At 57.1% G+C, this 21,176-nt stretch carries 18 protein-coding genes; 11 read left to right on the plus strand and 7 right to left on the minus strand.

Features of this window, described 5'->3' with window-relative positions; translation table 11 throughout:
* Window positions 1-179: 179 nt before the first annotated feature.
* Window positions 180-617, minus strand: a complete 438-nt coding sequence (locus tag B5F88_RS14435; protein ID WP_087347556.1) for a transposase — start codon at window positions 615-617, stop codon at window positions 180-182.
* 277 nt (window positions 618-894) lie between these two features.
* Here B5F88_RS14435 and B5F88_RS14440 point away from each other — a divergent pair, with 277 nt between their 5' ends.
* The 9 genes from B5F88_RS14440 (at window position 895) to ugpC (ending at window position 12,895) form a co-directional block, all read left to right on the plus strand.
* Window positions 895-1,926 carry a hypothetical protein gene (locus B5F88_RS14440; protein ID WP_087347559.1) on the plus strand — a complete coding sequence of 344 codons (1,032 nt, stop codon included), beginning with the start codon at window positions 895-897 and terminating at the stop codon, window positions 1,924-1,926.
* Window positions 1,927-2,445: 519 nt separating this feature from the next.
* On the plus strand, window positions 2,446-3,480 hold the full coding sequence (locus tag B5F88_RS14445; RefSeq protein ID WP_087347561.1) for a LacI family DNA-binding transcriptional regulator: 1,035 nt from the start codon (window positions 2,446-2,448) through the stop codon (window positions 3,478-3,480).
* Window positions 3,481-3,606: 126 nt separating this feature from the next.
* Complete coding sequence (locus tag B5F88_RS14450) at window positions 3,607-4,950, plus strand: ABC transporter substrate-binding protein (RefSeq protein ID WP_162612199.1); 1,344 nt, start codon at window positions 3,607-3,609, stop codon at window positions 4,948-4,950.
* Window positions 4,951-5,107: 157 nt separating this feature from the next.
* Complete coding sequence (locus tag B5F88_RS14455; protein ID WP_087347564.1) at window positions 5,108-6,022, plus strand: sugar ABC transporter permease; 915 nt, start codon at window positions 5,108-5,110, stop codon at window positions 6,020-6,022.
* A 10-nt stretch (window positions 6,023-6,032) separates the two neighbouring features.
* Window positions 6,033-6,863 carry a carbohydrate ABC transporter permease gene (locus tag B5F88_RS14460; protein WP_087347566.1) on the plus strand — a complete coding sequence of 277 codons (831 nt, stop codon included), beginning with the start codon at window positions 6,033-6,035 and terminating at the stop codon, window positions 6,861-6,863.
* A 25-nt stretch (window positions 6,864-6,888) separates the two neighbouring features.
* Window positions 6,889-9,231, plus strand: coding sequence for a glycosyl hydrolase family 65 protein (locus B5F88_RS14465; protein WP_087347569.1), 2,343 nt, complete (start codon window positions 6,889-6,891; stop codon window positions 9,229-9,231).
* A gap of 2 nt (window positions 9,232-9,233) precedes the next feature.
* Window positions 9,234-9,872: a beta-phosphoglucomutase gene (gene pgmB / locus B5F88_RS14470; RefSeq protein ID WP_087347571.1), complete on the plus strand. Its 639-nt coding sequence runs from the start codon at window positions 9,234-9,236 to the stop codon at window positions 9,870-9,872.
* A gap of 21 nt (window positions 9,873-9,893) precedes the next feature.
* Window positions 9,894-11,579, plus strand: coding sequence for an alpha-glucosidase (locus B5F88_RS14475; protein WP_207754499.1), 1,686 nt, complete (start codon window positions 9,894-9,896; stop codon window positions 11,577-11,579).
* 194 nt (window positions 11,580-11,773) lie between these two features.
* Complete coding sequence (ugpC, locus tag B5F88_RS14480; RefSeq protein ID WP_087347574.1) at window positions 11,774-12,895, plus strand: sn-glycerol-3-phosphate ABC transporter ATP-binding protein UgpC; 1,122 nt, start codon at window positions 11,774-11,776, stop codon at window positions 12,893-12,895.
* A 542-nt stretch (window positions 12,896-13,437) separates the two neighbouring features.
* On the opposite strand, the gene B5F88_RS20305 is transcribed toward ugpC, so the two are convergent.
* The 6 genes from B5F88_RS20305 to B5F88_RS14515 form a co-directional block, all read right to left on the minus strand.
* On the minus strand, window positions 13,438-13,626 hold the full coding sequence (locus B5F88_RS20305; RefSeq protein WP_140402135.1) for a hypothetical protein: 189 nt from the start codon (window positions 13,624-13,626) through the stop codon (window positions 13,438-13,440).
* Window positions 13,627-13,987: 361 nt separating this feature from the next.
* Window positions 13,988-14,482 (minus strand): hypothetical protein, encoded by a 495-nt coding sequence (locus B5F88_RS14490; RefSeq protein ID WP_087347578.1) that lies wholly within the window; start codon window positions 14,480-14,482, stop codon window positions 13,988-13,990.
* Window positions 14,483-14,485: 3 nt separating this feature from the next.
* Window positions 14,486-15,184, minus strand: a complete 699-nt coding sequence (locus tag B5F88_RS14495; protein ID WP_242959813.1) for a hypothetical protein — start codon at window positions 15,182-15,184, stop codon at window positions 14,486-14,488.
* A 42-nt stretch (window positions 15,185-15,226) separates the two neighbouring features.
* Complete coding sequence (locus B5F88_RS14500) at window positions 15,227-15,853, minus strand: sigma-70 family RNA polymerase sigma factor (protein ID WP_087347580.1); 627 nt, start codon at window positions 15,851-15,853, stop codon at window positions 15,227-15,229.
* A 33-nt stretch (window positions 15,854-15,886) separates the two neighbouring features.
* Window positions 15,887-16,291, minus strand: coding sequence for a zinc-finger-containing protein (locus tag B5F88_RS14505; RefSeq protein WP_087347582.1), 405 nt, complete (start codon window positions 16,289-16,291; stop codon window positions 15,887-15,889).
* Window positions 16,292-17,243: 952 nt separating this feature from the next.
* On the minus strand, window positions 17,244-18,470 hold the full coding sequence (locus B5F88_RS14515) for an IS110 family transposase (protein WP_087347584.1): 1,227 nt from the start codon (window positions 18,468-18,470) through the stop codon (window positions 17,244-17,246).
* Window positions 18,471-18,748: 278 nt separating this feature from the next.
* Between B5F88_RS14515 and B5F88_RS14520 the strand changes: the two genes are divergently transcribed.
* Together B5F88_RS14520 and B5F88_RS14525 are read left to right on the plus strand one after the other, a co-directional pair.
* Window positions 18,749-20,332 (plus strand): S-layer homology domain-containing protein, encoded by a 1,584-nt coding sequence (locus tag B5F88_RS14520; RefSeq protein WP_087347586.1) that lies wholly within the window; start codon window positions 18,749-18,751, stop codon window positions 20,330-20,332.
* Window positions 20,333-20,719: 387 nt separating this feature from the next.
* The gene (locus B5F88_RS14525; RefSeq protein WP_087347588.1) at window positions 20,720-21,007 is read left to right on the plus strand and encodes a hypothetical protein; all 288 of its coding nucleotides are present in this window, start codon (window positions 20,720-20,722) and stop codon (window positions 21,005-21,007) included.
* Window positions 21,008-21,176 lie beyond the last annotated feature (169 nt).

Here is a 21,176-nt window from a genome sequence, read left to right on the forward strand (position 1 = left end):
TTGCACCATTTTTGGTAGCGCTCGATGAATGCTTTCTCGCTGACGCAGCAGATGCAGTCGCAGTGCCAGAAGGTCATGACAAAGTCCACCCATTTCTGGTGGCCGTCCGCACGCTCTGGGCTGGAGAACAGTTCGTTCCCGCCGGGCAAGGTCTTATTGGTCAGAGAAATGAGATTGTTCTACAGTGACACCACCGTTTTCATGTAGAGGTTGTACTGGCGGCTGCACAGCTTCAGTTGTTGTCTTTCAGTGTCCATGGGAGTATATTCCCGCAGATCCACCCAGTTGTCAAGGCCGTCAATCTTCATGGCATCGGCCTTGTCGGTCTTGACCTTGCGGATGGAACCACCTCCGCTCTGCTTGATGTACAGCGGATTCAGGACGCAGACATAGATGCCGTACTCATGCAGCGCTGCCGCAACTGGCTCATGGTAGCGGCCAGTGGCCTCCATGACAACGCAAGTATCTTCTCCCAGCGCAAGAATGGCGTAAGCCATCTGCTCCAGACCGACCCCGGTGTGGAGAAATTCCTGTGGCAGCAATGCCACTTCACCCATTGGCCGCAGGGCAGCTACCATGCTTTTCCCTTTGGAAACATCAATTCCAACCGCGTTCATATCGCTCCTCCTTCTGATTGGATATGGCCTTCCGCCCTTTCCTCATTGCCTGTTCAATCTCCTGGGTGACGCGAGCGCACACGGTGGCCCTACCCGCGCAAATCGAATGCTGCGAACGAGAGAGGCGGCTGACGGACTCCTTGGCGGGTGTGTAAGCCCAAGGAACGACGTGTCAGGCCATTACTCTCCCATTCTAACAGCTTCGGCTCTGAGATGGGAAAAGACGCGGCTGGCTGCCGCGCCTTAAACCGTAATTATTATTGTAGGAGGAATCACCATGATCGATCTGCACGCTCCTATTCCGAAAGATGTGACCTGCCGAGACCTGTTCAGGCAAACTGGTGGAGAATACCGCTTGAATTACGATTTCTTTTGTCAGAATAGTATTGGGATGTATAGAATGGCCCCAAATGACATCGGCCACGAAATTTTTAAGATGTGCTCTGCCATCTATGATGTGTTTGAGATCGACTATTTTCCTTACTATTCGCGCCTTCGCTACCACGAATATGGGGATTTTTACTCTGGCATTAAAGAATGGTTTTACGATACCAATGGCGTTCGAACCACCTCCCTTTGGGGGGCGTGCGAGGATCTCCGTTTGGAGGACCTCTATCGTATTATAGTGGACTCTTTGAAATTTTTTGAACTGCCCGAATATGACCATATCCCTCGGTCAGAGTTTGAAGAAGTGTGCCCTGTGGCTGGTGAGCTGGGCCACGAGGTAGAAACTTTGCAGGAGAAGTGCAAAGAATCAGAGCGCAGGGAGCGGCAGGAAAGGCGAGAAGATGCATACTTTAACTTTGAAGGCTACTCTGAAAAAGATTTCCAGGCAGTCCTCCTCCGGTTGCTCAGCGGTGGGACAGAGCAGATCACTGTGGACGAAGCCCTGGAGCAGGCCCGTAGAACGCCCCCTGGCACTTACATCGTCTTTCTAAATCAGGCGGGAAAGATCACCCATATCGGTATGACAGAGAATTTGCTGAGTTATATCTACTCGAACTCCAAGAAATATCACTCAGATACCATTTCCTATCATTGTGTCGACCGGCACGATGCCGCTGACCTGGTAATTGCGCTGAGGCTGAAATTTGACGTCGCGGTCAGCAAAATACGGCCAGATAAAAGGAATCGGAAATATACATCTGTAGGCTTGTCGGTAAGGGCCTACAGAGGCCGCTATCAAATTTCAAAGAGGAAGCTGATGGCAATCATCGAAAAGAATCATATCCCCCTAGTTGACATCACGGATGGCTGGGTACTGGTCGATAAAATCGATTTGTGGAGGGCTATCTCACCGTTTTTATGATATATCTGGCCCTCAGAGTGACGCCGCAGTGTCACCCCTCTGTCCCTCAGTTGACAAACCACTAGTTAGGTTGATTTATGTGTTCTTCCAATCCGGGGATGACTTTCCCCTAAGTATCGTCAGGTACCTATAGTCTCTACGTCTGCTCTTTTATCTAACTGTTGTACTTATAACTTTTTCAGATCCGATCTCAACGAGGCCGGACCCTTTTCCACTTTTTGATTTTTTCAGGGATATGTAAGAGGCATTGTACGCCTCTGTGGCCCTTTATTTTACTTGAAAAAGTGCAGAAAACGCTCAGGACTCTGATTTTAGAAGGAGGAATTCCAAGTAAGAAACCTCAAGCAGACTCTTATTGGATTATCACTTGACTTTTTAACGAAAGAACGAAATCAGGCAGGATTTGTCCATATATTTTGTGGAAAATCAAAAAACAATCTTGACAAAATCCCATTGATCCTGTATAAATACTATAACAGGTTCCAAAAACGTTTTTGCCCAGAAAGGAAGTGATCTCCTATGCCGGCAACCATCCGGGATGTGGCAAAGGCCGCCGGAGTGACCATTGGAACCGTCTCACGGGCTCTGAACAACTATTCAGATGTGAACTGCCATACGCGGGAGCGTATCCTGCGCGTAGCGCAGGAGCTGGGTTACCGTCCTAATCAGATGGCCCGCAGTTTATCCTCCAAGCACTCCAAAAATATCGCTCTGGTTCTCTCTGGCTTTTTAGAGGACACGATGCTCAATGATTTCGAGACTATGCTGATGAAGGGGATCTACCAATTCGCCTTCGAACATGGCATCGACATCGCTATGTATGTGATTAATTCCCGCACACAGAAGGAGAAGAGCTATGAGCAGCTCTGCTACGAACACAATATTGCCGGGGCCATTTTGTTCGGCCTGAAGACCAATGATCCCTACTGTGAGGCCCTGGCCGCCAGCCACCGCCCCTGCGTCACCATCGACACCGAGGTCCGGGGTCCCTGTATCAGCAATGTGACTCTGGATGACGTGACCGCCTTTGATGAGCTGACTCAGTACCTGATTGACCGGGGCCATCGCAAGATCGTCCTGGTTCACGGTCGGAAAAACGCCATGGTCAGTATGGAGCGCCTAGTCGGCGCCTACCAGGCCTTTACCCGTAATGGACTCACTTTGACCCACGATTCCATTATCTACACCAATTTCCTGCGAGAGGAGGCGGTGGCGGGGGTAGGCGCCTATTTCCGCACCCACACCCCGGACAGCGCCACTGCGTTCCTGTGTATGAGCGATATGCTGGCTATCGGTACCATCGAGGCGCTGAAGTCCCTGGGATACCGTGTGCCAGATGACTACTCCGTAGTTGGATATGATGGCCTGGAGGTTGCCAACTATACCGATCCCAAAATCACCACTGTGGATCAAAATATCAAGGAAAAAGGCTATGAGGCCGCACACCTGTTGTACGATATGCTCAATGGCATCCGCCCAGCCCAGAAGCTGGTGCTTCCTCACACGCTGGTGGAGCGGGAGAGCGTAAAAAACCTGAGTGAATTGTCAAACTAAGTTGAATAGGGAAAAGCGGGTTACCCCGCTTTTTTCCAAGCGAGTTCCAAAAACGTTTTCGTTCAGGTTGAAATGGCGGACAGCCGTTTCAAAATATGTCCATGCCAAGTTAAAAGGAGGATCACCATGAAAAAGAAGCTCATTGCAGGCATCCTGGCAGGCTCTATGCTCGCGGCACTGGCCGGCTGCGGCGGCGGCGAAACCGACCCGGGCGCGGCCGATTCCCCGTCCGGCAGCGGGTCCGGAGGGGTCATTGAGATCACGATCCCCTCCTACAAGACCGGCGAAAATGTGGGCGCCGTATTCTTCGAGCCCCAGGTGGAGCGGTTCAACCAGCTCTATGAGGGGCAGTACAAGATCAATCTGGAAAGCGTCCCCCAGGATGGTTTTAACGACCGGCTCAAGCAGCTGGCCCAGCAGAACATGCTGCCCGTGCTGGTTCAGGGCGGCGACGTGGACTGGATGGCCAACATCGCCTTCCCCAACGGCATGGCATACGATCTGAGCGAGTGGCTGAACGAGACCCCGGCGGTGAAGGACCTGCTGCTGGAGGACGGCCTGGAGTACTGCACCAACGAGGACGGGAGCATCTACAGCCTGCCTCTGGCCACCGTGCGCCCCACCGGGTTCTTCTACAACTCCGCCCTGTGGGACCCCCAGGAGGACCTGAGCGCCATGTCCATGGATGAGTTCCTCACCGCCCTGGGCGACCAGAAGATCGCCTTCTCCACGGCGGAGAACGGCTGGGTGGCCGCCCTGTTCCTCACCGCCCTCATCGCCGAGGAGGTCGGCGGTGTGGAGTGGCTTCAGAGCGGTGTGGAGACCAAGATCACCGACTTCAATACCCCCATCTTTATCAACGCCGTAGCCAGGCTGCAGGAGCTGCTGCAGAACAACGCCGCCCCCAACTCCATCGGCGCAGCCTATGCCGACGCGGCCAACTCCTTTATGAGCAACCAGGCCGCGCTGATCTCCAACGGCCCCTGGATGTCCACGGACTTTGCCGAGACCAACTCCGCCAACTGGAGCAACGGCTTCAACGGCGCCGATGTGCGCGCCTCCCTGTTCCCCGGCCAGGTGGGCATCGCCAATACCGCCTGCTTCGGCGAGTGGTGGATCTCTGCCTCCGCCTCTGAGGAGGAGCTGGAGCTGGCCAAGGCGTTCCTGGAGTTCGTCTACTCCCCCGAGGAGCTGGAGGCCTTCCTGCTGGCCGAGGGCGGTGACGCCCCCAAGCTGGAGTACAGCGACGGCTTCAAGGCCCAGCAGGGCGAGACCCAGGTGCTGGCCGATCTGGCCGCCGACACCACCGAGGAGACGGTCTTTGCCCCCTGCATCCTGGATATGATCCCCGCCTCTGTGGCCAACTCTGACTTCGGCCGGCTGCTGCCCTCCCTGGCGGACGGTACATATTCCCCCGAGGAGTTCGCCCAGTGGATGACCGACAGCGCCACTGCGGCCACGGCTGAGTAAGCGGGAACCGTCTCCCGCTAGACTGGGTCATGCGGTGCGTCATGCTCCCGCGAGAGCCAATGGCGCACCGCATTTTTATCCCCCTGTCCACGGCGGATGAGGGATTGGCGGCGGCCCCGCCGGGAAAGGGGCCGCCGCAAGGGGAAAGGAGTTTGATATGAATGCCATCCGAGGACGGGTAGCCCGCCGACCCCGCGTCAGCCGCATGCAGCGGGCGAGCTACAAGTGGATCTACCTGTTTCTGCTCCCGACAATCGTCATTTTCGTCCTGTTCTACGCCGCCCCCATCGTCCAGGTGTTTCTCACCTCGTTTACCCGGTGGGACGGCTTCACCAGCCCCGAGTTCAACGGGCTGCGCAACTACATCAACCTGTTTACCAACAGCGCCTTCCTGCAGTCGCTGAAGAACCTGTTTTTCTGGTGCCTGGTGGCAGCCACCCTGCACGTGGGCTTTGGCACCCTGGTGGCCTTTGTGCTCTACCAGAAGCCCCGGGGCTGGAAGGCAACCCGTGCCGTGTTCATGATCCCCAACGTGATCAGCGCCGCGGCCTGGGCCATGATTTACCGCTTTATCTTCAACAACGACTTTGGGGTGCTCAATAACATCATCCGCGGCGTAAACCCGGGCTTCGACGTCCAGTGGTTTTATCAGTCCCCCTGGGCCTTCTGGGCGGTGACGCTGACGTGGCTGTTCTACGCGGTGATCGTCACCCTGGTGGTGCTAGGCGACCTGATGAATATCCCCCAGGAGCTGGGGGAGGCCGCACGGCTGGACGGCGCCACCGGCTGGCAGTTCATCCGCTACATCCAGCTCCCCCTGTGCCGCAGCGCCATCGGCACCAGCGTGATCTGCTCCCTGACGGCCCGCATCGCCATGTATGAGCAGATCTCCCTGACCACCGCCGGCGGGCCGGGAAATGACACCATGAGCCTGTCCATCCTCCTGGTGAACGGCATCCTGGACTACCGCTACGGCTACGCCAACGCGGTGGGCGTGGTGATGTTCCTGATCGGCCTGCTGATCCTGTTCGTGGTGAACAAGCTGTTCCGCATGGATGAATCGGACTATTGAGGTGAGAGATATGAAGCTGAAAAAGGGCTTGACGCGCACGTTCCTCTATGTGGTCGAGGCGTTCGTCATTATCATCTCCGCCTTCCCCATCCTCTGGGTCATCATGTCGGCGTTCAAGACCAACGGGGAGATTCTGAGCGATCCCCTGGCCCTGCCGTCGTCCATCTCCTTCGACACCTTTGCCCATCTGTTTGAAACCTACAACTTCCCCGTCTACTTCCTGAACTCCCTGCTGGCCGCCGGGGTGTCCACCGTGGTGTCCCTGTTGTTCTACTCCATGGGCGCCTATGTGATCGCAAAATTCCAATTCCCCGGGCGGCGGCTGTTGTACGTCCTCTTTACCATCACTCTGCTGGTGCCCAGCCACAGCAAGACCCAGCCAATCTTCAGCCTGATCATGTACATGGGCCTGTATGACAATATCTGGGGCGTCACCTTCGTCTATCTGTCCATGGGTATGGCCATGTCCATCTTTATCCTCAAGGCCGGCTTTATGGCCGTACCCAAGACCCTGGACGAGGCGGCGATTGTGGACGGCGCTGGCTTCGTGCGTGTGTTCTGGAGGATCAATCTGCCCCTGGCCAAAAATGCCCTGACCACGGCTGGCATCTTGATGTTCCTGAACAACTGGAACGAGTACTATTTCGCCTCCCTGCTGACAGTCTCCGACTCCCAGCGGACCCTCCCCATCGCATTGGCCTTCTTCACCAGTGAATTCTCCTACAACTACACCCAGCTGTTCTCCGCGCTGGCTGTGGTGATCCTGCCGGGGATCATCTTGTACGCACTGGCGCAGGAAAAGGTGCAGGCCAGTGTGGCCACAGCCGGTATAAAAGGCTGAATTTCCAAGACAAGGAGCCTCGCTTATGAATCAAAACAGACAACAGGGCTGGATCATCGAGGAAACCGGCTTTGACCCCCGTTATATCGCCAAGGGGGAATCCATCCTGGCCCAGGGAAATGGATATCTGAACCTGCGCTGCGCCCAGGAGGAGAGCTATGTGGGCCAGCGCCGGGGCGCGTTCATCACCGGGACATTCAACAAGGCCATGGCGGACGAGGTGACGGAGCTCCCCAACCTGCCGGATGTGACGGAACTGTTCCTCTCCATCAACGGGGAGCGGTTCTCCATGGACCGCGGTTCCTGGGAGGGGTATTCCCGCACGATGGACCTGCGCACCGGCGAGGTGGTCCGCCGCGTACGGTGGACCAGCCCCAAGGGTGACCAGGTGGAGCTGCGTTTCCGGCGCTTTGTCTCCCTGAAAGAGGTGCACCTGGCCGCCTTCTCAATGGAGCTGACCCCCCTGTCCGGGGCTGTGGAGCTGACTGTGGAGAGCGGCATCAACGCCCGCATCACCAATACCGGCTCCCAGCACTGCGCCGAGGGGGAAAAGCGCCTGCTGAACGGCGAAGTGCTCCGGCTGTGCACCCAGACAGGCCAGTCCCAGATCCCCATCGCCGTCCACTGCATCCACAGGTTTACTCCGCAGCCGGACCGGGTGCTGCCGGTAATGGAGCGCCGCCGCTTTGTCAGCCGCTGCGTCTTTCGGCTGGCCGCGGGACAGGCCCTGAAAATGGAGAAGCTGGCCTGCTACCACACGGGGCGGGACCTCTCTTTCACTGCAGCCGGCCACCCATCTGGAACGGACCAGATTGCCCCCGTCTGTGCGGCGGGCGACGCGTGCATCCAGGCGGCGGCTGAACGGGGCTACGAGGCGCTGCTGGCGGACTCTGCCGGGCAGTGGGCCGCCTATTGGGAGAAGAACGACGTAGAAATCGACAGCCCGGAACCCTTCGACCAGCTGGGCCTGCGCTTTGCCCTCTACCACCTGAACATCATGATCAAGCGGGACGACAGCCGGGTCGGCATCGGCGCAAAGGGGATGACCGGGGAGGGGTATAAGGGCCACTCCTTCTGGGACACGGAGATGTTCCTGCTGCCCCACTACCTGCTGACTGACCCGTCCGCCGCCCGCACCTTGCTGGAGTACCGCTGGCGGAGCCTGCCCGGGGCCCGGAGGAAGGCGCAGGAAAACCACTATGCAGGGGCCATGTTCCCTTGGGAAAGCGCCTGGCTGGACGACGGGGAGGTGACGCCCAGGTTCGGCGCGGCCGATATCGCCACCGGGGACAGCATCCCTATACTCACCGGCCTGCTGGAACACCATATCACCGCGGATATCGCCTGGGCCGTCTGGCTGTACTACACCGCCACCGGGGACGACGACTTTATGAACCGATGCGGATGTGAGCTCCTGGTGGAAACTGCGCGGTTTTGGGCCAGCCGGCTGGAGTGGAAGGAGCTGCAGGGGCGGTATGAAATCTGCAATGTCATCGGCCCGGATGAGTACAAGGAGCATGTGGACAACAACGCCTTTACCAACTATATGGCGGCTTGGAATCTGGAATATGCGGCCGATACCATGGTACGCATGGAGCAGCAGTGGCCCGCTGCCTGGGCCCGCCTGTCCAGGCAGTATGACCTCCCACTTCTGATCTGTGAGCTCCGCGCCAAGCGGCAGGCCCTCTATCTGCCTGTCCCCAGGGCGGACGGGCTTGTCCCCCAAAACGACCAGTATCTGGGGCTGGAGAAAATTGATCTGGCGCGGTACAAGAGCCAGGCAGGAGTCTCCGACATCTATGAGGACTACAGCCAGGCGCAGATGAACCGCCTGATGGTATCCAAGCAGGCGGATCTTGTCATGCTGCTGCGCATCATGCCGGACTTGTTCTCCCCGGACATCCGCCGGAAAAACTTCCTGTTCTATGAATCCCGCACCCTCCACGACTCCTCCCTGAGCCATGGGCAGCACTGTATCCTGGCCGCGTGGCTGTCCCTGGATGAGATGGCGCTGGATCTGTACCGCCATGCCAGCGCCGTGGACCTGGGGCCAAACCCCACCTCCTCCGACGAAGGAATCCACAGCGCATCTATGGGGAACATCTGGCAGTGCGTGGTGTGCGGCTTTGCCGGGCTGCAGTGGCACGAGGGCGCGCTCTCCCTGCGGAACCACCTGCCTGGGACGTGGCGGCGGCTGGCGTTCTGCCTGGAATGGCAGGGCGCCCGGCTGCGGGTGGAACTGACGCCGGAGCGTATGAGCGTGACCCACCTGTCCGGCCATCCGGTCCACCTCCAGCTGGAGCATGTGGTATACACCCTGTCCCAGGGCGGGCAGAGGCAGGCGGTAAGCGACGGAGGCGTGCAATAATCATGCGGTATCAAGCTGTTATTTTTGATCTGGATGGTGTGCTGTGCACCACCGACCGCTTCCATTTTGAGGCTTGGAAGCAGACGGCCAAGGAGGTACAGGCCCCCTTTGACGAGACCATCAACCAGCGGCTGCGGGGCGTCAGCCGGATGGAGAGCCTGGAGATCATCCTGGAGGGGAGCCCCCTGTCCCTCTCCCCCGATGAGAAGCGGCGCCTGGCAGAGGAGAAGAACGACCGCTACCGCGCCCTGCTCAGCCAACTCACCCCGGCGGACATGGAGGATGGCGTGCGGGAGACCCTCCGCTCGCTCCGTATCGCGGGCCTGAAGCTGGCCGTGGGCTCCTCCAGTAAGAACGCCGGCTTCATTCTCCACCAGCTCCAGGCCGAAGGCCTGTTCGATGCGGTGTGCGACGGCAACCAGATCACCCGCTCCAAGCCAGACCCCGAGGTGTTCCTGCGGGCGGCGGAGCTGCTTGGGATACCGGCCGGGCTCTGCCTGGTGGTGGAGGACGCCCCGGCCGGGCTGGAGGCCGCAAAGGCCGGCGGTATGGACTGTGCCGTGATCGGGGACGCAGCGCTCCCCTTCGCGCCGGACTACCATCTGGGCAAGCTGGAAGAGCTGCCCAGCCTGATCCTGTAACCTTGGGAAGGAGGCGCTGCCATGGAAGAGATTCGACGTGCTTGGTGGAAGGAGGCCGCCGTATACCAGATCTACCCCAGGAGCTTCTGCGACTCCAACGGAGATGGGATCGGCGACCTCAACGGCATCCTGCAAAAGCTGGACTATCTACAGGAACTGGGCGCAGATGTGCTATGGCTCAACCCGGTGTACGACTCCCCCAATGTGGACAACGGATACGACATCCGGAACTACCGGGCCATTCTGTCTGAGTTTGGGACCATGGAAGATTTCGACCGGCTGCTCTCTGAGGTCCACCGGCGTGGGATGCGCCTGGTCATGGACCTGGTGGTCAACCACACCTCTGACCAGCACCCCTGGTTTATCTCCAGCCGCTCTGGCCGAAACAGCCCCTACCGGGATTACTACATCTGGAAGGACCCCTCCCCCGGCGGGGGCCCCCCAAACAATTGGGGCGGCTGCTTTGGCGGGCCGGCCTGGTCCTATGACGCCGGCAGCGGGCAGTACTACCTCCACCTGTTCACGCCGGAGCAGCCAGATCTCAACTGGGAGAACCCGGCTGTGCGGGAGGAAGTCTATGACATGATGGATTTCTGGTTTCAGAAGGGCATTGACGGCTTCCGCATGGACGTGATCAGCATGATCTCCAAGGGCGGCTATGCCGACGGCCCCCTGCGGCCAGACGGGCTCTACGGGGACTACACAGGCCAGTGCGCCAACGGCCCCCGGGTCCATGAGTTCCTCAAGGAGATGAACCGCCGGGTGCTCAGCCGGTACGACTGCATGACCGTAGGGGAGAATTCCGCCGTGACTCCGGAGCTGGCGTGCCGCTATGCCGGCTTTGACGAGGGCGAGCTCAACATGGTGTTCCACTTTGAGCTGGTCGATGTGGACGGCGGGGAAACCCGGAGGTGGGAGCGGGAGCACAGCTGGAAGCTGACAGATATCAAACGTGTTTTGACCCGCTGGCAGACCATTTTGGACGGAAGGGCGTGGAACACCCTGTTCTGGGGCAACCATGACCAGCCCCGTCCAGTCTCCCGATTTGGGGACGACTCCACGGAGGAGAACCGGGTCCGCTCGGCCAAAATGCTGGCCCTGTGCCTGTATCTGATGCAGGGCACCCCCTATATCTACCAGGGGGAGGAGCTGGGCATGACCAACACTCGCTTCACAGGGATTGCTGAAATCAACGACGTACAGACCCGAAACGCCTATTGGGAGCGGACGGAGCGTTTGGGGGTAAGCCATGAGGACATGATGCGGGTTGTCAACTACATCAGCCGGGAGCATGCCCGCACCCCTATGCAGTGGACTGACGGCGCCAATGCGGGCTTTACCGTTGGAAAGCCCTGGATTGCCCTCAACCCCAACTATCCGAAAATCAACGCCCAAAGGCAGCTGGGCGACCCGGATTCCGTCTATCACTTTTACCGGAAGCTCCTTTCCGTGCGGAAAAAGAGCGACACCCTCCTGTATGGCCATTATCAGCTTCTCCTCCCGGACAGCGAGGAGGTCTATACATATACCCGGACGCTTGGAGGGGAGCAGATCCTGGTGGTCTGCAATTTCACCGGAAAGGAGGCGGCGTATTCCCTCCCCGGCGGCTGGGCCGGCGCCGAACTGCTGCTCTCCAACTATGGCAATCCCTGCAGCGGAACTGCCCTGCGCCCCTTTGAGGCATTTGCCCTTCGGCACAGCGGATAGGCCCAGAAAGCAGCCCCTATCACACGCCTCCCGCACTACTCCATTTCCATAGGGCGGGGGAGCGGTCAAAAAGGAGGAACTATCCGCCGGGCCGGCGGTGCGGCAGTGTGGAGACCTGTCGTAACGTCCGCGGGGTTCTGCTCCCCGTGGGCGAGGGGGTATTTGCGGAGGCATTGCCCTTACGGCCCTGGAAAATGGCAACTGTGAGCCTGAAGAACGTCAAGAAGATCTACGACAACAAGGTGACCGCCGTCCACGATTTCAACCTGGAGATTGCGGACAAGGAGTTCATCGTGCTGGTGGGCCCCTCCGGCTGCGGCAAGTCCACCACGCTGCGGATGATCGCAGGGCTGGAAGACATCTCCGAGGGTGATCTGTTCATCGGCGGCAAGCGGATGAACGACGTGGAGCCCAAGGACCGGGACATCGCCATGGTCTTCCAGAGCTATGCCCTGTACCCCCACATGACCGTTTATGAGAACATGGCTTTCGCCCTGAAACTGCGCAAGACCCCCAAGGATGAGATCGACAAGAAGGTGCGGGAGGCTGCGGAGATCCTGGACATCACCCAGTATCTGGACCGCAAGCCCAAGGCCCTGTCCGGCGGCCAGCGGCAGCGTGTGGCCATCGGACGTGCCATCGTCCGGGACCCCCAGGTGTTCCTGATGGACGAACCCCTGTCCAACCTGGACGCCAAGCTGCGCAACCAGATGCGGGCTGAAATCATCAAGCTCAGACAGCGCATCAACACCACTTTTGTCTATGTCACCCACGACCAGACCGAGGCTATGACCCTGGGCGACCGGATCGTCATCATGAAGGACGGTTTCATCCAGCAGATCGGCACCCCCCAGGAGGTGTTCGACCAGCCCGCCAACCTGTTTGTGGCCGGCTTCATCGGCTCCCCCCAGATGAACTTCTTCGACGGGCAGCTGTCCAAGCAGGGCGGCAAATACCAGATCCAGGTGGGCGAGGCCGTCATCGTGCTGGCCGGCCGGGCCCAGGAGCTGCTGTCCAGCCGGGGCGTGGGCGACCAGGCCGTCACCGTCGGCGTCCGGCCGGAGCACATCTCCTTCGCCTCTGAGGCGGGGGGCCACACCATCGCCAGCAAGGTGGACGTGTCCGAGATGATGGGCAGCGAGGTATACCTGCACGTCAACGCCGTGGGCAAGGACGTGGTGCTGCGCATCCCCACCATGGATCTGCCCGAGGAGCACCGCGCCGGTATCCCCTATGGCACCGAGATCCGCTTCGCGTTCCGCCCCAAGCTCATCCACCTCTTCGATCCCCAGACCGAGAAGAACCTGATGTACTAAGTAAGTACTATAAAACGTGGTCTCCACATCCTGATAGAGTGTCCGCAATCTAAAATGAGAGGTTCTATGTCATAGCGGACAATCCGATACCAGTACAAAAAAGAAACAGCAAAATAAGCCGCCTGCGGCGTGCCAAGTACGGCGAAGTGAAAACGGAGCTGGCCGACTATGGCATCATCAAGCAGAATGTGGACAGCATTTTGCGGGTACCGGCCCATCAAGGAAGATCACAAGACCGAGAATGAATTATCGGCAGTACCGCAAGGCCCGCAGCCACGCATCAGTGCTATAATTACTGTGGCGGTAATTTTCTTCTGCTGGATGATGGAGAATCCCGTTCTCAACCCTGTAAGGTGCACATATATACCCGCAGGTATATTTCGATGCCCTGACACGAATCCTATTTTCAGCAGCATCAGCTTGGGTGCTGTGCGACACATGAATATATACTGATCTGCATTCTGTATGTCCTATGGCATACAGAATGTTTTTTGAATTTTACAATCTCTCTGGAAAAAACTTAAAATTTGAGGGCGGCTGTTTCAGAAAGCCTTTTCCTGTCCGATGTCGTTTGTTTTCGTCAGGGAAAAAGTTAAGCACAGCTGCCGCATCGTTTTGACGAAGGAACTCCATAAAACCAGCCGGGAGAAGCGATGCGCTTCTCCCGGCTGATAGTGGATATGAACAGGCATCCCTGAGTCCATGGCGCCTGCTTTACGATATTCCTGCATCCAAATAGCTTGCGGCAGGGGTAAAATTACATGATATAAAACGGAAGCTCTTCCGTCAGCTGACCAGAGCAGGAGAGAAATAAGATCCCCGTAGGTCCCGAACTTGCCCCCCAGGGCCGCAGGGGGCGCAGTTTCCCATATCCCCGTCCCACCGACACATCTGGATAGACAGAAATCTGGCCCAGTCAGCCAAGCCCCGCACCTCCGAATGCGTCCAGCGAGCGCAGAACCAATGGGCGGCATGAGCAGATGCTCCAGAACCAACGCATTGGGGTAGGCCAGGCAGATAAGCCGCCAAAGGCCTCACGGAAATACTGGGTCATCTGGGATTAGCGCCGCAGTGTGGGGTTTATCGGTTATGTCAGGCATCTTCCTTATCCTCTATAGCCGCGCCGGCACAGGATTTCCCAAGATCCTCCAGCGCGAGGAGCAGGTTTCCCGCAGGCAGGTCATGAAGCCCAGCCCCGCCGTGAGGCGGGGCGCAGTCCAAACGGTAAAAGATCCGGTATCGGCGTCCAATCCGCAGGTTTACACGCTTATCCCATGTTACAACAACTTCCCTGCCGTCCTGTAAAAGCAGCTGGATTTCCCTCCGGCGCCCGATGCTGGGATGGCCAAGAGCCATGCAGGCCGCCTCTATCGCCTGATAACGCCGGCGTCGGACCGTGCGGTAAAACTCCACGCAGTGCAGGAGCGTACAGAGCGTCAGCATCCCGCTGAGCATCAGCAGCACGAGATCCCCAAGCGAGAAAAACACAGCCAGTCCCACCAACAGAAACCCGATCCCTGCGGCGCCGATGAGAATCCACCGGCGCCGCAGCACGGCGGGCCATTCCTGAAACGCAAGCCTATCCATACCCTACACCCGCTCAAAGATGATCTGCTTGTGCAGACACAGGTTGGCGACAGACAGCGTAACCGGCCCCCGGCTTTGAGAGGAGCGCATCAGATCTCCCATGTTGTCGCTGGTGGCGTCGGCGTCGCCGTAGAGGGCATCCATCACCTTCTCGTCACTGGAGACGTCGGTGATGCCCAGCTCCACGCAGCGGATCAGCTCCGCCGTGGAGAGCAGCGCCTGCCTTGCCAGGGCCATCACCCGGGCTTCACCCTCAGACAGCCGTGATTTTTGAAAAATCTGCTTCGCCCGGGAAAAAGACACTCCATCCAGCAGGATCATTTTGAGGAAGGTAACGGTACGCAGGGGCAGGCTCTCCGAGATGGGTACCACATACAGGTTGCTCAACAGATCGTACAGAGCCTCGAAGTCAGTCTCGCCATGCCCGGCGGCCACCAGGCCCCTGGTCACCAGGCGGCCAAGGCAGTTTTCCAGTGTGCGGCGCTCCTCCAGCCTCAGCGTCTGGAACATAGGCTCGTAGTACTCCTCCAGGCCCTGGGCGTCCAAAAGCCGCCAGTTCAGGATGCTCCAAACGGCCATTTCTTGTGGGTCCATCCGGTATTCCTGCCGGTTTACCAGCACTACAGGATAGGCGCCGTCCCTGGTAACGACCTTTTTGAAGTGCCCTACCGCTGTGTAAAGTGTTCGTCTCCGCATTTTCATAGTGTTCGTCCTCCTATGTATCTGTTCATCCTTAGCTTGGCCTCAAAAACCGGCCGCTTTCGCCTTCGCCCCACGATCCAGCAACGCGGCGAAGGTTTCATCCCCGCGCAGTTTTTCCGCGGCGCGGGAGATCCACGCTCCCACATGGTTGGGCTTGGTATGATACATCCTGGCGATGTCGGCCCCGGTATAGCCCTTGGCCTTCAGCGCCAGCGCCTCCACGCCCAGCCTGGCCACGGCGGTGCAGGTGCGTCTGCCGTGCTCCAGGAGCTGATCCACAAGGATCTGGGCGTCCCACACCTCTTGTCCATCCATATCCCGAAGCCAAGCCTCCGGGGGAGGGATATCCTCGCTGACCGGGACATCCAGCGGCACGGTGGGCAAATGCTCCCGCTGGCGCAGCACACGCCGGCAGTGATCCAGCAGGTGGTTGCGGATCACAGGCCGGGCGTAGGCGGAAAATGGCGTTCCACGCCCCGCCTGATCGTAGGTCATAGCGGCGCGGCAGAGTGCCCAGCAGCCCTCCTGATACAGATCATCTGTGCCCATGCCGCAGATGTCCTCGTTGTATCGGATATGCCGGGCGATGGTCTGGCCCACCAGAGACAGGTTCTCCTCCACCAACGCCCTCTGCGCCTCGTTCATCTGTATCCAGTTTTTCATTGTCATTGCGGTTTTTACCTCGCTCAGCCGGGATGGCGGTCAAGCCGCCCGGGTCTGCGCCCGGGAGAGGGCGCGGCACAATTCGATCACTTTCTGGCACCGCAGCTCTGAAAACTTGGCGATATGTGCCTCGGATTCCGGCAAACCAAGCTGGATCTGGAGCCAGCGGTACGCCTGTTTCCGCGTCATGATGCCGCTACCAATCAGCTGGTTCAGGGCGGAGTGCGCCTCCATGCGCTTGCGGCGCAGGTTCCGGTCCGCCAGCGTGCCCATGGGCAGCAGGGTATCCTTGTGGGCCGCCACATAGGCGTCACAGGCGGGGTACCGGGCGCATACATAGAGCTTGGCCCCCGCATCGTCCGTATGGTCGCCATAGACCACGGATGCTGGCCGCAGGTACGCCCGGGACCCACAGTAGGGGCATTTGATGTTGATCCGTTTCATTGTTTCCTTTTCATCTCCTCATGTTCATATAATGTGGTTGACCGCTTTGGGTACGATGGATCCTTGGTAGTCCAAACAGCGCAGGCAGCCCCGCTGTTGGCCGGTCCGGGGACAGTCGTGGATCCCTCGGGGAATGAAAACGGCGTTCCGCCAGTTTCCCCAGCAGCCCTTCAGAAGAAGATACTATATGAACTTTTTCTCTTGACCGGGACTTCCTTGGTTATTCCATCGCTTTAATACGCACCGCTCAGAGGCAAAAGTGATCAAAAATTCTGTGAACTTTTTGTAAATTCAAAAATTCGGCTGGAGGACAGCCAGCCGCGTGTGCTTGACAACCGCCGTCCGATGAACCACAATGAGGGGAAAGAAAAGCGCCGCCCCAACAGGCGGCGATGAAAGGGATCGGATATGAAAAGGCAGGGGCACTACTGCAAGGTCTGCGATGAATATAAGGCCCACGAGAAATTCTCCGGAAGGGGCCACGCGACCCACATCTGCAGAGCCTGCGCCCAGCTGCCGCCGGAGGAACAGGCAAGAGCGGGTGACCTTGAACCGGCTCTGCAACCTCCCGTGGCAGCTTTCCATCGCGCAAAAAAGCTGGCTGCGGAACCAGATGAAGAATAAGCGCCCGGGGGTGCGGGAGCAGGCCCGGGAACAGTATGAAGCACGTTTCGGGATCGGAAAGCGTTCCTGATGGAAGGGACAATATGGAGAAAAACATCGTCATATAATACTCTCAAATAGAGAAGCACCGTATGGTGTCCAATGATTTATGACTATTCCAATTTTAGCCATTGAGTTCTATTCCTGCTTATAGCCTGCAAGGAGTCCTGCAAACAAAAGTCAATAGCTGAAATAAAAAAGTCCCGCAAAAATTGCGCGACTGAAAAAGGGCATGACAAAACAAGCTGGAGAAAAAGCTTCGCCAGCCGGGATAAAGCATCAATCTGATTTATCCTTGTGAGGTGCCTTGCTGTGCGTCAAAAGCCTCCAGGCATTCCTTCACACGGGCATAGTAGATACGCAGGAACTTGTTCTGTGCAGCGGTCATGTATACAAAGTACGGCTTGCCCTCAGCGCGTTTCTTATCGAGAAACTGGTACACCGGCTCGTCTGCTGGTGCTTTTCTGAGATATGTGCAGACGATCTGGTACAGCGTTTTCCGAAGATGCGGTGACCCACGCTTTGTGGTATGCGTGCTTTGTGTCTCATGCTTGCCGGACTGGTCCACAGCCGGGTCAACGCCAGCGAAGCCCACAATAGAGCTGCGGCGCGGAAAGCGGCGCACATCGCCAATCTCAGCCATGAGCTGCGCAGCTGTGGTTTCGCCAACGCCGTACATGGCGCGCACGGTTTCGTACTCCGGAAGCTGTGAGGCGAGTCGTGTCATCTCTGCCCGCAGAGCAGCCAGTGTGGTCTTGCCTGCGAGAAGCTGCTGCGCGGCTGTAACAATGAGCAGCTTGGTGTTGTCGTTCTTCGGTAGTGTAGTGAAATGCCCACAGCTGCTGGCATAGATGTCCAATGCTTTCTCGACGCTGCAATGGTAACCTTTGCGTTTGCACCACTTCTGGTAACGCTCGGTGAATGCCTTCTCGCTGACGCGGCAGATGCAGTCACAGTGCCAGAAGGTCATGACAAAGTCCACCCATTTCTGGTGGCCGTCCGTACGCTCCGGGCTGGAGAACAGTTCGCTCACGCCGGGAAAGGTCTTGTCGGTCAGAGAAATGAGATTGTTTTGCAGCGACACCACCGTTTTCATGTAGAGGTTGTACTGGCGGCTGCACAGCTTCAGTTGTTGTCTTACAGTGTCCATGGGAGTATATTCCCGCAGATCCACCCAGTTGTCAAGGCCGTACTTGGCAATCTTCATGGCATCGGCCTTGTCGGTCTTGACCTTGCGGATAGAACCGCCTCCGCTCTGCTTGATGTACAGCGGATTTAGGACACAGACATAGATGCCGTACTCATGCAGCGCTGCCGCAACCGGCTCATGATAGCGGCCGGTGGCCTCCATGACAACGCGGGTATCTTCTCCCAGCGCAAGGATGGCGTAAGCCATCTGCTCCAAACCGACCCCGGTGTGGAGAAATTCCTGTGGCAGCAATGCTACTTCACCCATTGGCCGCAGGGCAGCCACCATGCTTTTCCCTTTGGAAACATCAATTCCAACTGCGTTCATATCGCTCCTCCTTCTGATTGGATATGGCCTTTCGCCCTTTCCTCATTGCCTGTTCAATCTCCTGGGTGACGCGAGCGCACACGGTGGCTCTACCTGCGCAAATCGAATGCTGCGAATGAGAGAGGCGGCTGACGGACTCCTTGGCGGGCGTGTTAGCCCAAGGTACACACTGTCAGGCCATTTACTCTCTCATTCTAACAGCTTCGGCTTTGAGATGGAAAAAGACGCGGCTGGCGGCCGCGCCTTAAACCGTAATTATTATTGTAGGAGAGATACCCATGAAAAAATACCGGCGATTTCTTGGTGCATTGCTGACTGCTTTGATGTTGACGGGTATAGTCCCATCAGCATATGCGGTCGCCCCTGATGATTATGGCCGTGTCACCCTCACGACTTACGACCAGACCATCGTGTTTGACGAGGCGTACACCAAGAACCCTGTCACCATGCCCGAACCCGATGGCCGAGACCTCATGCTCACACCTGTCGTTATCAAGCCGGACAGCCATGTCACGGTCACCAGCGACGACAGTCTTGTGCATGTCATGGTCTACACGGAAAGCAACAACAGCGGCGTTCTGGAGCCGTCCGGCCTCGGTGGTTGTCAGGCGAAAACCGGCAGTGTCAGCCAGATTTTCGACTACGATTGGCGTGGCACCAGCACACAGAACATGGAAGTCTACTTCCTGATTGCTGATGAAAGCAACGGCGTTTGGGCTTACTATTGGCTCCAGTTGGGAGAAACCAGCAATGCCGGTACGAACAACATCTCTGCCAGTAACACCACCAGCCCCAATCCGAGCCATGAAAGCCTGTCTGCTGAAGAGGCTATCAATCTCTATGATGAAAAGGTGCATGTTGCATATATTGACACCTTCGATTGGCCTTCCAGCGGCTCCGTCCTCATCCAGATTGCCGGCAAGTACAGCCTCAGTGACCTGAACGGTACAACCATTCCTGCCGGCCTGATTGTCGATGTGTACCAATATCGTGGCGATACCTACACTTACCTGACCGGTTACGATACCACCGACGGCAAGTCTGTTACAGTCAGCAATGCGTCTGTTGATTCCGACGACATTGACTCCAACACTGGAAACACTGGTACTTCCAGCCCCAACAACGGGAGCAACAGCGGCTCGACCAACTCCGGGAACACCAACTACACGCACTCTTACAGCGATGTACAGCCCGGTGCATGGTATTACGATGCCATCATGACGATGACCGAGAACAATGTTCTCGCAGGCTATGGCAACGGTAATTTCGGCCCCAACGACATCATCACTGACGCACAGTTGGAAACCATCATGAACCGTCTGGTCAAGCGTATCAACTCTACTGCCAGCGTTGATTGGGCAAATGCCAAGCCGCTGACTCGTGGCGAGGCGGCTATCTATATCGTCGGCGTTCTGCAGAGTGACGCTACCTCTAATGTCCTGTCCGGCGAACTGCTGGAACTGGCCAATGAAACCGGAATACCCGTACGCACAGACCCCCTGATGTATAATGGCCAGCCTTATCTGAACGCTCGTCTTCGTGGCGTCTGGTTCCGTCTGTTCTATCAGGACGGCCGTCGTGTGAGCGAAGTTCGTCATTCTGCCACGGATTTCCCTGACAGCGAGGCAATTTTGGCTTGTGCCAATGCCTATGCAGATGAAAATCCTGATAATTTCCTCGCATCTCACGATAGACTCGTTGAAATTGCTGTCGAAGAAATCTGCACGGCATGGAACCTCGGCATGTTCAGCGGCTATGATGCCGCAGGAACCTTCGGAGCCAACGACACCATCACCCGTGCGCAGTTGTGTCAGGCCCTGTACAACATGGGCTTCACGGCAGAAGACTGCATCCTCAACTAATCTGCCGCATCCCCCGCCCCGATATCCGGGGCGGGGGATTTTTGTGCATTTTGACGGGAAAAATGGTCGAAAATGTATCGAAAGACAGCGAGGACGGGATTATTTCGGATTTACAGAAAAATTTTTGCAGCCGTGCCCGAAAAATGCCTGCTCAAAGCCCCGCTGACGAAAACGCCTGAAAATCAACCTCTTTCGGCGGTGGGAAATTTTAATGTCAATTAACTGGGCTATATAAATGTCATTTCCATGGCCGGATAATTACAATTATCGCGGCCACTTAATTTTCTGTTAAAAAGTTATGATTTTAATTAAATTTCCGTTATTTTTCCGATATTTACATTGGAAAAGTTCGGATATATAATGTAGTCAGAAAAGGAGGTGAACAACGTGAACAGCAACGATGAATTGGGGCGCGTGAAGCAGGAATTAGAGAACGCGAAGCAGGAATTGGAGCGTGCTCGGCGTGCCCTGCGTATCATCCGGCAAGTGTCCTTTAATGTCCTGACCGGCAAAACGACCAGTACAAATGCACCTGTATTTGATGAGCAAAACAGTATCTACCATTGGCGGACGCTGTGGGGGATGGTATGGAGCCAGACCTATGACGGACTGGGCGAGAATATTCCCACTCCGCCCCCGTGGCCCGAAGAATCTGACGAGCAGGATAAATTATAAAGAAAGGGGTGATTACAATGGTAAACGCATCGCCGTAGTGGGATAAGGAGCAGATAATGTTAATGTTAGCGTCAGGCGATAATCGCCATTCCGGGTCAGGCGAAAAACGCCAATTTTGGTCAACTGAAAACAGCCATTTACAATTTGAATAGTTCCTTTACACTGGAGG

The organism is Flavonifractor sp. An306 (assembly GCF_002159455.1).
Classification (GTDB): domain Bacteria; phylum Bacillota; class Clostridia; order Oscillospirales; family Oscillospiraceae; genus Flavonifractor.